General features: G+C 54.6%; 10 protein-coding genes and 1 pseudogene. 8 read left to right on the top strand and 3 right to left on the bottom strand.

Annotated elements, in window-relative coordinates:
• Window positions 1-140: 140 nt before the first annotated feature.
• Window positions 141-1,100, top strand: coding sequence for a nucleotide-binding protein (locus DSCA_RS00335; protein WP_155314556.1), 960 nt, complete (start codon window positions 141-143; stop codon window positions 1,098-1,100).
• Between the two features lie 165 nt (window positions 1,101-1,265).
• Here the strand turns inward: DSCA_RS00335 and DSCA_RS00330 are convergent, their stop codons facing one another.
• Both DSCA_RS00330 and DSCA_RS00325 read right to left on the bottom strand, forming a co-directional pair.
• The gene (locus tag DSCA_RS00330; RefSeq protein ID WP_155314555.1) at window positions 1,266-2,702 is read right to left on the bottom strand and encodes a mannose-1-phosphate guanylyltransferase/mannose-6-phosphate isomerase; all 1,437 of its coding nucleotides are present in this window, start codon (window positions 2,700-2,702) and stop codon (window positions 1,266-1,268) included.
• Window positions 2,703-2,974: 272 nt separating this feature from the next.
• On the bottom strand, window positions 2,975-4,228 hold the full coding sequence (locus DSCA_RS00325; protein WP_155314554.1) for a CinA family nicotinamide mononucleotide deamidase-related protein: 1,254 nt from the start codon (window positions 4,226-4,228) through the stop codon (window positions 2,975-2,977).
• A gap of 239 nt (window positions 4,229-4,467) precedes the next feature.
• Here DSCA_RS00325 and DSCA_RS00320 point away from each other — a divergent pair, with 239 nt between their 5' ends.
• Entirely contained in the window at window positions 4,468-5,922 is a 1,455-nt protein-coding gene (locus DSCA_RS00320) for a TrkH family potassium uptake protein (RefSeq protein ID WP_155314553.1), read from the top strand.
• 288 nt (window positions 5,923-6,210) lie between these two features.
• On the opposite strand, the gene trkA is transcribed toward DSCA_RS00320, so the two are convergent.
• Window positions 6,211-7,617, bottom strand: coding sequence for a Trk system potassium transporter TrkA (trkA, locus tag DSCA_RS00315; RefSeq protein WP_155314552.1), 1,407 nt, complete (start codon window positions 7,615-7,617; stop codon window positions 6,211-6,213).
• 844 nt (window positions 7,618-8,461) lie between these two features.
• On the opposite strand from trkA, the gene DSCA_RS00310 reads away from it, so the two are divergent.
• The 6 genes and pseudogenes from DSCA_RS00310 to DSCA_RS00290 all read left to right on the top strand — a co-directional run bounded on the left by DSCA_RS00310 (window position 8,462) and on the right by DSCA_RS00290 (window position 12,342).
• A complete protein-coding gene (locus tag DSCA_RS00310; protein ID WP_155314551.1) occupies window positions 8,462-8,644 on the top strand; it encodes a hypothetical protein in 183 nt (60 codons plus the stop codon).
• Window positions 8,645-8,779: 135 nt separating this feature from the next.
• A complete protein-coding gene (locus DSCA_RS00305) occupies window positions 8,780-9,193 on the top strand; it encodes a helix-turn-helix domain-containing protein (RefSeq protein ID WP_155314550.1) in 414 nt (137 codons plus the stop codon).
• Window positions 9,190-10,371, top strand: coding sequence for a tyrosine-type recombinase/integrase (locus tag DSCA_RS00300; protein ID WP_155314549.1), 1,182 nt, complete (start codon window positions 9,190-9,192; stop codon window positions 10,369-10,371). Before DSCA_RS00305 ends, DSCA_RS00300 begins: the two co-directional genes overlap by 4 nt.
• Entirely contained in the window at window positions 10,358-11,326 is a 969-nt protein-coding gene (locus DSCA_RS00295; RefSeq protein ID WP_155314548.1) for a tyrosine-type recombinase/integrase, read from the top strand. Before DSCA_RS00300 ends, DSCA_RS00295 begins: the two co-directional genes overlap by 14 nt.
• A pseudogene (locus tag DSCA_RS32355) lies at window positions 11,323-11,583 on the top strand (site-specific integrase); the annotation flags it as partial. The gene DSCA_RS00295 and the pseudogene DSCA_RS32355, both read left to right, overlap by 4 nt.
• Window positions 11,584-11,595: 12 nt before the next feature.
• The gene (locus tag DSCA_RS00290; RefSeq protein ID WP_231716558.1) at window positions 11,596-12,342 is read left to right on the top strand and encodes a tyrosine-type recombinase/integrase; all 747 of its coding nucleotides are present in this window, start codon (window positions 11,596-11,598) and stop codon (window positions 12,340-12,342) included.
• Window positions 12,343-12,724 lie beyond the last annotated feature (382 nt).

The raw sequence follows: 12,724 nt of genomic DNA, 5'->3' as shown, positions 1-12,724 counted from the left end.
CCCGGGTCCTCCCTCAGCAAATCCTTACCCATCGTTTAAAGTTTTTTGCCGTTTGTCCGATATCCCAACCAATATCGTTTAGGGAATACGGGAAATCGTCCCGTTTATCGCTACCCTCGAGATGTAAGACAGACGAAACCATGCTCCGGAAAAACGAACCGAAAAAACCGTCCGCCGGGCGCCCCGGAAAGATGATCGCCGTTGGCGGTGCCAAAGGCGGCATTGGGAAAAGCCTGTTCGTGGCCAACCTGGGAGTCCTGCTTTCCCGGCTGGGAAAAAAAACGGTGGTGGTGGACCTGGATCTGGGCAGCGCCAATCTTCACCTTTACCTGGGAGCCTGGGGGCTGACCCACCGGATCGATGATTTTCTGACCCGGAAAGCCGCCACCATCGACGAAATCATGACGCCCACCAAATACGGCCCGTCCCTTATCGGCGGCGGAGGGGGGCGCCTGGGGGCGGCCAACATTCACTTTTCGCGGAAACTGAAGCTGATAAGGGCCTTAAAAACCATCGACGCGGACTATATCATCCTGGACCTGGGGGGCGACACCACTTACAACATCCTCGATTTCTTCCTGGCGGCGGACCAGGGCTTCGTCCTCACCACCTGCGATCCGGCTTCCTACCTGGATGCCTACGGGTTCATCAAGATGTCCCTGCATCGCAAGCTGAGCCGGCTGTTCGGTGCCGAATCCGAGTACCGGAAATTCCGGGATGAAGACGTTGAGCGGTTGATCAAAAATTTTATCTTTTCCGGCACACCCGGCACCGGCGGTCACATGAGCGACCTGGTCGAACGGATTAAACGGGAAAAGCCCTCCCACCAGGGCCTGATCAAGGCGTTGCTGAACGACTTCCGGCCAGGCACGGTCGTCACCATGTTCGAGGCACAGGAGCAGGTTGACGAACTGGTGTCCCGCCTGAGAAAAGTAACCGGACGGATGCTCTCCATCGATTTGAACTATTTCGGAGGCGTGCCTTTCAAACGGCAGATCCAGCGGAGCGCCAGGGACCTGGTTCCCAGCGTTGCAAAAGATCCGGATGGTGCCTTTGCCGGAGTCCTGCGCCGCATCGCACTGAAGATGGAGATGGCCTGAGTGAATCTGAAGATCAGGCATTGGTCATCGAAGGCGAAACGTCGAATCGGGGGTACCGCCCTTTATCTCTGAAAAGGGCGTGCGAGGCGGGCCGGCCGGTCGAGGTTCAACCGTCCATGGTGGACGTTTTCAACATCAATGCCATGGGGCATGGCCGTCTAAAGCTTACTCCGCCTTCCGGTGCCGGCCGTAAATATCCTCGAGGCGGTCGATATCGTCGTCACCGATATAGCCGCCCGTCTGCACCTCGATCAGTTCCAGGGGAATCTTGCCCGGATTTTCCAGCCGGTGGGCGACGCCCGCGGAAATATAGGCGGAGCTGTCCTCTTTGAGCACAAACTGGTCGTCTGCCCGCGTGACCAGGGCAGACCCGCGGACGACGATCCAGTGCTCGGACCGGTTGAAATGTTTCTGGAGCGATAAGGCGCCGCCGGGTTTGACCGTGATCCGATTCACCTGGAAACGGTTGCCTGCCACCAGCTGATCCACCGTGCCCCAGGGACGGTAGCTCCGCTTATGGGTCCGTGTCTCTTCCCGGTTGCCCGACTTGAGCCGGTCCACCAGCCCCTTGACATCCTGGACCCGGTCCCGGGGGGAAATCATGACCGCATCCGAGGTTTCGACAACGATGTGATCTTTCAGCCCGACGGCCGCAAGCAGCCGGCTTTCGGCGTGCAGGTAGGAATCTCCCACGTCCTGCAGCACCACATCCCCCTTGACCACATTGTCCTGTTCGTCTTTTTCGCCCACCTGCCAGAGGGCCTCCCACGATCCCAGGTCATTCCAGCCGGCTGCCATGGGCAGCATGGCGCCGTTGTCCGTTTTTTCCATCACGGCGTAGTCGATGGAATCGCTGGGGCAGGCTGAAAAAGCCGCTTCGTCGAGCCGGAAAAAATCAAGATCGGACTTGCCGGCGGTGATTGCCAGACGACAGGCAGCGACCATATCGGGGACGAAGGCCTGCATCTCTTCCAGCACCCGCGACGCCTTGAACATGAACATGCCGCTGTTCCAGCAGTAGTCTTTCGAGGCCACATACCGTTTGGCCGTCTCATGGTCGGGTTTTTCCACGAAAGCGGCGATGGTCACGCACGACGGGTCGGAGGTGGTCGACGGCAGGGGCGCACCCATTTTAATGTAGCCGTATCCGGTTTCGGGTTTTTGCGGAATGATCCCGAAGGTGATCAACCGTCCGGCCAGGGCGTGCTCGACCCCGGCTTTCAAAATATGTTGAAACCGGTCGGTGAACTGGATGTGGTGATCGGCGGGCAGGATTAACAGCACCGGGTCATCGCCCTTTTCCAGGGCCCGTATCGCTGCCACGGCCAGGGCGGGCGCGGTGTTCCTGCCCACCGGTTCAAGGATGATCGAATCGGCCCTGATGTCGATCTGGCGGAGCTGTTCGGCCACCATGAACCGGTATTCATCATTGCAGATCACCATCGGGTGTTGGGCCCCGTCCAGACCATCCAGGCGCAGGATCGTGTTCTGAAGCATGGTATGCCGGTCAACCAGGCTGATCAGTTGCTTGGGGTAAAGGGCCCGGGAAAGGGGCCAGAGCCGGGTGCCGCTGCCGCCTGCAAGAATGACGGGGAGAATCATTGACAACCTCTATCGTTTGTTGAGTTTATTGAGCGTGTTGGGTTTAACCGAACCCGAACGTGCCGGAAATACCAACTCACAAGCACCCAATCTCCAATACACGCCAACTCTCTAACGGCATGATCGCGAGGTTTGGAATTTTGAATCTGGGTCGTTGTGATGTATTTGGCATTTGTGTTTTGGTTATTGTGATTGGATCGCTAATTTTCTTTATCGTTCCGGCACACAGACGAGTTCCAGGATCAAGATACGGGGCGTCTTCGGGCGCTATTTTATCCACCTGTCTTCAACAGCTCTTTTCTAAGCAGGTCAAGCGCCGCCATGGCAAAGATCTTCTTGTTCATCAGGCGTTTTCCGAAAGGGAAACAGTACCGCTTCCCATAGGATCCCCCCGGCCCGGAAAAACCGATGCACACCGTGCCCACCGGCTTGTCCGCGGTGCCGCCGTCAGGCCCGGCAATGCCGCTGGTGGAAAGCCCGTATGTCGACCCGGCCGTCCGCCGGGCGCCGTCGGCCATCTCCCGGGCCGTTTCTTCGTGGACCGCGCCATAGGTATCCAGGGTTTCCGGCCTGACCGACAGCACGTCCATTTTGGCCCGGTTCGAATAGGTGACGCCGGAAAAGAGAAAATAATCGGAACTGCCGGCCACGTTGGTCAGCCAGTTGGCCACAAGGCCGCCGGTGCAGCTCTCCGCCAGGGCGAGGGTGGCCGCCCGTTGAACCAGCAGCCTGCCCACGACGGTCTCCATCGTCTCGCCGTTTTCGGAGATGACATGGGCCCCCAGCCGTTCCATGACCCAGTCCCCGGCTTCGGCCAGGCGCCGGTCCAGAGCCGATGCGGTGCTTTCACGCCCGTAAAGCTTGACCTGTATCTGGGGGAAATGGGCCCGCAGGCCCAGCTGAATGCCGGGAAAGGCGGCTTCCACGCCGGCTACCTTCTCCCCGGCCAGGGATTCGGGCAGGCCGAAGGTGGTGATGGTTTTCACCCGGTTGTGCATGACCGCATCACCCTGCAAGGCATTGACGGCCGGGATCACATGGCCCTTGAGCATCCGCTTCATCTCATAGGGCACCCCCGGTAAAAAGAAAAACAGGCACCGTTCAATCGCCAGGGAAAAGCCGGGCGCCGTCCCCACGGGATTGTGAAGGACGGTGGATCCCTGCGGAAGCATGGCCTGCTTTCGGTTGGATGCGGTCATGGGCCGGTTGAACTTCTTAAAGAAGCTTTCGACGTTTTCCAGGGCGTTGTCATCCAATGCCAGTTGCACACCGGCCGCTTCCGCCGCCGCTTCGGCGGACCGGTCGTCGGTGGTGGGCCCCAGACCGCCGGTCACCACGGCCACATCCACCCGTCGGGCAATCTCACGCAAGGTGGATACCAATGTGTCCAGATTGTCCCCCACGCTGGTGTGGCGCAGGACGTCGATACCGTTTTCCTCCAGGCGCTCGGCAATATGGGCCGAGTTGCTGTCCACCAGGGCGCCGGACCTGATCTCATCGCCGGTTGCCAGAAGTTCCGCTTTCATGGGACCGCTTTCTCCAATAGGTTGTGTGTCTTTGGGTTCATTGTCCTGCACATGGTCGAATCAGCCCCGGCAAGCGACGACGGCCCGAACTGAAGCTTTTGAATTGCCGACAATAACGGCACCCGGATGAATGTGTCAACGAAACATTGTTTTCCACAGTTATTTTGCTTTTTACAGACACCTGGGATATGAGTTGCCGCTGAACGCTGCTTTCCAAAAAACACCAACAACGATATCCCATGCACCTGTTTTCCATACTCCATGTCTTCGGCACGCTGTTCCTGGTCACGGGCTTTTCCCTGACCTTGCCCCTGATCTGTTCGCTGATATACGCCGAGGGGGATTTTTTCTCCCTGCTGATTTCCGCTATATTGATTCTCATACTGGGCCTGCCGCTGTGGTGGCGCTACCGGAAGCACCACAACCTGGGTATCAAAGACGGCATATTCATCGCCGCTTTCGGCTGGGTCGTCGTTTCCGCCCTGAGCGCCCTGCCCTTCATCATCCATGGGTCCATCCCGTCGTTCACCGACGCTTTCTTCGAGATGATGTCCGGATACACCACCAGCGGCGCCACGATCCTGACGGATATCGAGGTGGTGCCCCACGGGCTGCTTTTCTGGCGCAGCCAGACCCACCTTCTGGGCGGCATGGGTTTTTTGACCCTGACGGTGATCTTCCTGCCCCACGGCATGGGGGGCCTTCGCATCTTCCGGGCGGAATCCTCGCCGGGCCAGGTGATCACCAAAGAAAAATTCCATGCCCGCAACCGGGACACCATGGTCCGCCTGTGGATGATCTACATGGGGTTGAATCTGGCCGAGACCCTTCTGCTCTGCTTCGGCGGCATGTCCGTGTTCGACTCCCTGTGCCACGCCTTCGGCACTGTATCCACGTCCGGATACTCCCCCTGGAACGCCAGCATCGGACACTACAACAACGCCTATTTTGACTGGATTATCATCCTGTTCATGTTTCTCGGCGGCATGACTTTCGTGCTGTTCTACCAGATGATGCGGGGGGATTGGCAGAGCGTACGGATCAACACGGAGTTTCGATGGTACGTGGCGCTGATGCTCTTTTTATGCGGCATGGTCTCCTGGATTCTATGGAGGGAAAACACTTACGGCCTGATGGATGCCATCCGCTACGGGACCTTCCAGGTCACCAGCCTGCTCACCACCACCGGCTTTACCACTGCCGATTACGAACGATGGCCCCAGGCCGCGCAGATGTTCCTGTATGCCGTGTGTTTTATCGGCGCCTGCGCCGGGTCCACCACCAGCGGCATCAAGATCGTTCACTATGTGGTCCTTTGCAAGTTCATGGCCGCGGCCATTAAAAAGATCTTTTTCCAGCCCATGTCCGTCATCTCCGTGCGGTTGAACCAGCGGCCGGTGGACGAGTCCATCATCTACCTGTCCGTCTGCTATTTCATTGTCAATATCTTCATGGTGCTGGCGGGCGGATGCGTGATGGTGCTGACCGACGACATGGATTACGTCACGGCCATGAGTTCGGTCATCGCCACACTGATGAACATCGGGCCGGGGTTCGGCGCCATCGGGCCATCGGAAAACTATGCCTTTATTTCCGATGCGGGCAAGTGGTTTCTCTCCTGGAACATGCTGGTGGGACGGCTGGAGATGTTTTCCGCCCTGGTGATATTCTACCCCTCCTTCTGGAAAAAATGATGGAAAAAAAGGGTTCAAGGGGTCGAGGATTCGAGGGGGCAGGTAAAATGCTGAAAAAATATAGGGTGCCGAGGGCGAATTTTTCTTCTTTAGGAAATGTATTAGAAAATTGATAGATGTCCAGGCAGAGACGGTACGCTTTCTGTCAGACTTTCAGATCGTCATAGTTTTTCAGCATTTCACTTCCTTCTTAGGCCCTCATTCCTCTGAGCCTATCGTTTTACTTTTTTGCTCTTATCTTGATAATCCTTAAGCCATCTTCCCCTCGACCCCTTGAATCCTCGAATCCTAACCTAAAAATAACTTATGCACATCCCTTAAATGCAGCGACTTGCAGACCACGATCACGCGTTCGTCGGCGAGGATGCGGGTATCCCCCACGGCAATTTTCCATTGTTCATCGCGATACACACCGCCGATGAGAATTTTCCCGTGAAAGGAGGGGTCGATTCTGGAGAGCGGGATCCGGGTAATGGGAGAACCCGGCATCGCTTTGACTTCAACGACTTCCGCATCGAATCCGTGCAGGTGGGCGACGGACAGCAATTCACCCCGACGGATGAATTTCAGAATCTCGTTGGCGGCCAGCACTTTCTTGTTCAGGGCGATGTCCGACCCGCTGGTGGCGGCCAGCACCAGATATTCCTCTTTGTTGACCATCGATATGGTTTTGCGCTCCGTGTTGCGGGCATCCCCGTTGCTGGTCGTCATCAGGTGCTTGGCCAGCATGCAGCTCATGATGTTGGTTTCGTTTTCACCGGTCGCCGTGATGAAGGTGTCCATGTCCGCCAATCCTGCCAGATCAAGGGCTTCGGCGTCGGAGCCGTCCCCATGAAGCACCTCGGTGTTATTCAGGTGGTGGCACAATTCGGCGGCCCGGTGCTCGTCTTTTTCAACGATCTTCACCCGGATATCCTTGCCCATCAACTCGGCCACACGGCACCCCACCAGGCCGCCACCCAGAATCATCACCCGGTGCCGTCGCTGCTGCTTGACCCCGGTGAGGGCCATCAGCTTGGGCAGATCCTCCTTTGACGCCATGATCAGCACCTGGTCCTGGGGAAGGATCTCATGGTCGCCGCCGGGCAGGATGGTGGTAATCCCCCGTGCAATGGCCACAACGCGGAACGGGAAGGTATTGTGAGTCATGGACAGGGTCTTCAGTTTCTGGTGGGCCAGGGGGGATTCGTCGTGAACGCGGGTGGCCATGACCTGGGTCTGGCCGTCGGCAATATCAATGATCTCGTTGCCGGCGGTTCGCTCGACCAGCCGGACGATTTCCTGCGCCGCCAGCTCTTCCGGATGAATGACCAGATCGATTTTCAGATCATCGGCGCTGAGCACGGCATCGCTGCGGTCAAAATCCATGGACCGGACGCGGGCGATCTTGAGGGGGATGCCGAACCGGTCGGCAATCATCGACGCCAGCATGTTGACGGCATCGTTGTTGGTGACGGCAATCAGCACGTCGATGTTTGCCGCGCCGGCTTCCCGCCAGCAGTTGATGCTCATGGCCGACCCCTGGATCAGCCGGGCATCCAGATAGCCGTCTATATGGCGGATCAGCCTGCTGTCCGGTTCGATGGCGGTAACGGCATAGCCTTCATGAACCAGCCGTTTGGCCAGGTAGGTGCCCACGCCGCCCAATCCCAGAATCAGGATGTTTTCCGCAACCGACCGTTTCCTGCTGAGCATACGATGCCATCCTTTTTGGTTCCGCCCCCCAAAATGAATCTCCCCGCCGTAAGCGGACGGGGTATCAGCAAAGGAAGCAATCAATCCGATCTTCGCAAGCGACGGGGTATCAGGCCCAGCGCTTCGCAATGAACGCTGTCTGTCTTATATAATGCCCTGCCCATTGTCAACGCGATGCCATCACCCCTTGAAGCGGCATCTATCGGGAAAATTGTACATTTTCAAGTAAGCTGAGAAAATTTTGCATTTATTCTAAGAATTTTACAATAGGCGATAGATTTGAAAATCACGCTCAATTTAGGATACACCAACTGAATCACTGGATATACAAAAGTTACAACATGTAACAACAATCGGCGCGGAGTTTTACAGGACCATAAAATAATGGGTTCAATTAAAATCTGATCAGAGGTTGTCTATTGGCAAGTTGTGTTGTGAGTTTGGTTATGTTGTGGGTTTCATTCCCCATTTCATTCCATCTAATTCCAAAAATATTCAACAATCCATATCATTCATCTGATTCCTCCCCCCTATCGTTTCACGACGACTGGAAGGAATACCTGTATAGCTCTGACTATCCGGATCTCTTGTACTTCGACCCACGATTTGCGACTCTAAATGGGAATAGATAGAAAAGCCCGAAGTGGCACCTTCGGGCTTTAGGCAAGAGCTACCGCAAGCATCCGGAAGCTCCCACACCATACTTCCTTTCTATTGCACCTTCCGGCTGTTTGCAAGGCCGGAGGCATGCCCAAGGTGTTACTGATTCTCATTCAATGTCGATGGTGCGATTTTACTTTTTGTATCTGCAGAAGCTGTTTTAGAGGACAGGCCTATTGTTGTGATGAATGCCGTAGTGCGGGAAAGCGCAAAAACCATTGCAAAGCACAAAGAAAATATCGCCGGACCCAAAAGGGCAAAAAGAACCACTGTGAAGCTGAAAACCGTCGCAGACACGGCAATGCGCAAAGAAAACCAAAAAACATGGATGATGCAACTTCCACACCCCGGCGCCCATGGGCTATGAAGATAGTCATCCGCCTAAAAAGCTGTATCTGCCGTATCGATACAAGGCCATTTTGCCATTTTTGCGGTATCCGTGGCCGGATTGTGGAGACGTTCCCTCGCCGCGGATATGGTTAACCCAATCGAAAAGGTGGCCATGATGATTAAAAAGAAAGTTCTCAACCCTGATCGTATCAGGCGCATCCATGGTGGATTCAGTTTTGTCCCGCACCGTTTTCTTTCCCAGGGATTTTTGTCATCTTTGCAGCAAAAGGAAATACTTCTCTACCTCTTGCTGGTGCTCGCTTCAGACCGTCATGGACTCTCTTTCTACAGCTACGACACAATTTGCAGTTTGCTGCAGATGAATCTTGACCAATACATCAACGCCAGAAACGGGCTCATAGACAAAGATCTGATCGCTTTTGACGGCACGGTTTTCCAGGTACTCGAACTTCCCGCAACGCCCGTTTTGTCGCCAACCACATTGCAGGTAGACAGCAAACCAACAAAGCAGCCGGTGTCCATCGCCCGCCTTGTCGACCGATCGCTAAAGCGGATGACGCCATGATGGAGAATCGTCAGGCAACTGCTGAAGGGGTCGTCATTGCCCTTAAACAGGCCATCAAAAACCATCGGCAGTGGATGGCCACCCAGGGCTATGCCCAGAGCACCCAGAGAGATTACCGCTGGCGATTGATCCAATTTATCGATTTCATCAAATCCGGAAGCTATGAATGGGAGGGCATTTTTACTTTCGCGACCATCAAGCGCTTCAAAAGTCCTCCTCACGCGGTTACCAACCTGTCGAGATATCTTTACGCGCAGGGCAAAATTGCTCAACCGATTCGCTATCCAACACCGTCCTTGAACTTACCAGACGTGTTCGAGGATTATCTGCGCTTTCGAAAAAAATTTCATCAAACCCCTGAACGCACCATCAAGGCCAACCGGCGCGTGCTCAACGCTTTTGCCCACTACCTCCAGCGGCACCGGATCAAGCTGCGGGCGGTCGGCATCGAGCAGATCGATGCATTTTTAAAGACGTTTTTAAACGGGTTTTCAACTGCCTCCTGCAGGATTTATCGGTCCTATCTGCGCGGATTTTTACGTTACCTGTTCGCCGAACGCCGATTATTGGCCAAAGACCTGGCGCCGCTGGTCACCGGACCACCCTTGTTTGCCCAGCCAAAACCGCCCAAGTTCTTACGCAAGGATGAAATCAATAAGCTGTTTGCCAGTTTAAGGTATGCGACGGCCAGTGAACTTCGAACCGCCGCAATGATCCATCTGGCCTATCTGCTGGGGATGCGTCCCTGCGAGATCCGATCGCTCAGATTGGACGATATCAGCTTCGGCAAGGCGGAAGTTTACCTGCGGGATCGCAAAAACAACCGTCCGGCCAAATTGCCGTTGCCCGATGCAGCGATCAAAGCCGTCGCCGCCTACCTGATCGGCGGTCGCGCCCAAAGCAACCACCGGGCTTTGTTTTTAACCCTGCATCCGCCTCATCGACCGCTCAGTCCCAATGTCATCGGCCATTGCGTCCGCAACTGTATGCGGGCTGCGGGCCTGGACGCCAGCGCCTATTGGCTGCGCCACACCTATGCGCAAAACCTGTTGGAAGCCGGTGCATCCATTTACGAGGTCAAAGAGATGCTGGGCCATGACAGCATCGAGTCCACCCGAAAGTATCTGCACATCCATATCGAATTGATGCGAAAGGTATTATTCGATGACCCCCTTTAACAGCTTTCTGGCAACGCGGCTCACCGATTATATGGCCTACCGCCAGTCCCTGGGGTTCTCGACCAAAGCGCTGTATGCCCACCTGAAGACTTTTGATTGTTATCTGGCCAAACGTCATAAAGAACCGGCTGCTCTGCCGGCATCGTTTTTTCTTGAGTTACGCGCCGATCTGAAGGTCGAATCTCGCAGCATCAACCGGGTGATCTCCACCGTGCGGATGTTCTTCGGCTATTTGGTGCGCTGCGGGGATTATGCGGTCAATCCGGTAAAGGACATCCCGCTGTTGTCGGAAAATGAGATCATCCCCTTTATCTTCTCTGCCAAGCAGGTCGATCAGCTGCTTTTGGCTGTATGCCGGACGATCCGCAGGCAACCCAGGTGCTTCATGAAGGATTTGGCGGTGTATCTGGCGATCTTGCTGCTGGCCCGCTGTGGGATGAGAATATCGGAACCGGTGCGATTGCTCAAGCATCACTATCGCCAGTCGGAGCGGACCCTTTATATCGAAAAGACCAAGTTTAAAAAGGACCGCCTGATACCGGTGCCGACAGCGGTAAACACCCAACTGCAAAACTACCTGAATGTGCGTCGCAACCTGATGGATGATGCTCACAACCCGTATCTTCTGGCCGGGTCCCGGTACGGTGGCCTCACTCCAGAACGGATCCGCTTGATCTTTAACCAATCCGTCAGAACCATCGGTATTGAACAGGTAAGGCATGTTGTCGGCCGCACCAACTTTTGCGCCCCGACCGTACACAGCTTGAGGCATTCGTTCGCTGTCAACACCCTTTTGCAGGTCAAATCCCGGCAAGGATCGCCCCAACAAGCACTGCCTGTCCTGGCCGCCTATATGGGGCATAGTGAGTACAAGCATACCGTCAAATACCTGAAAATGGTCGATGCCGACCAACGAGAACAACTGTTGGATTTTGTTCTCACCCGAAAACGATGAATCTTAACCAAAGTATACACCAATTTTTTGAGCAGTACCTGCCTCGTATCAAGGGCTGCAGTGTGCAGACGATAAAGGCGTACCGGGACACCTTTAAACTATTCTTGCCCTATGCGGCCGCATACCATGGCGTTAAGATCAAATCGCTGACAGTCGATCATTTAACCAGTGCGTTGATCCTGGACTTTCTCGACCATCTTCAAACCAAACGCGGCAACCGGGCATCAACACGCAACCAGCGGCTGGCGGCCCTCAAATCATTGGCCAAAATGATCCGCTTTATGGTTCCGGAGAAAAGACGTCTGGCCGGCATGATCCTCTCTATTCCCCAGAAACGCTCGCAACGACCGTTGATCGGGTTTTTGTATCCCGATGAAATCCTTAAGGTCTATCAAGCCGTTGATCTTTCTAAATCCGAGGGGTTGCGCGACTATGCCTTATTGCATCTGCTTTATGACTCAGGGGCCAGAGCCAGTGAAGTCGCGACGTTGAACCTGGAATACTTTGATCCCCATCATCAAACACTGGCCGTCTTAGGCAAGGCCAACCGCTTCCGCCAGATGCAACTGTGGCCGAAAACGGTCGACTTGATCAACACCTACATCACCGGCTACCGAAAAAAGCCGAACCCAATGTCCCGGCAGCGGTTGTTTATCAACCAACGCGGCGACGGCTTTACCCGGCACGGGATCAATCGAATCTGTAAAAAATATCTACAGCGGGTACTGGACCCGAAACGCCTTGCAGACATCAATCCGGCCCATAGCTTTCGCCATGCATGTGCGGTAAGAATGCTTTGCGCCAAAGAGCCAGTCTCCGATATCAAAAACCGATTAGGTCACGAAAATATCCAATCCACAATGACCTATCTGCAAATGGATCTGACGCACAAACGAAGCATCCAGGAGCAGTTTATCCGATACAGCCAGTCGCTGCTCAATCCGGACCCCCGCCTGGAAGAATTAATCGACTGGGAAAACAAACAGGACACGTTGGCTTGGTTGGACACACTGTGACGGGGTGCGACCCGGTTTCCGACCATCTAACGGTATGTCGATGGAAGCTACATTATGTTGACTGTTTTTTGAAAAAATCACAAAATGATCCGCAATTCATTGATATCATGCAGAAATCGCATTTGGATAGACCTTGTTGAAATACATCGAAAGTTCAATGGGTTACGTGTACTCGCAACATAAGGCAAGGAATCTGGGTTTTTAGCGAGTGCAAATAGATTCACGTCTTATGATCTGATCTATCTTGTACCGTTACACTTCACGTTATTTCTCACATTAGATTAAAATCTATTCACTCAAAAATACCTGACCGGGAAACATTGAGGTAGTTCATGAAAAAATTGTCCTTGCCGGCCAGGGCCTCGGCAGCGATGATGCTGGC

Origin of the sequence: Desulfosarcina alkanivorans (assembly GCF_009688945.1) — a bacterium.
GTDB classification, from domain to species: domain Bacteria; phylum Desulfobacterota; class Desulfobacteria; order Desulfobacterales; family Desulfosarcinaceae; genus Desulfosarcina; species Desulfosarcina alkanivorans.
The sequence above is the reverse complement of the archived record's forward strand: the minus strand, read 5'-3'. Positions and strand labels throughout refer to the sequence as shown.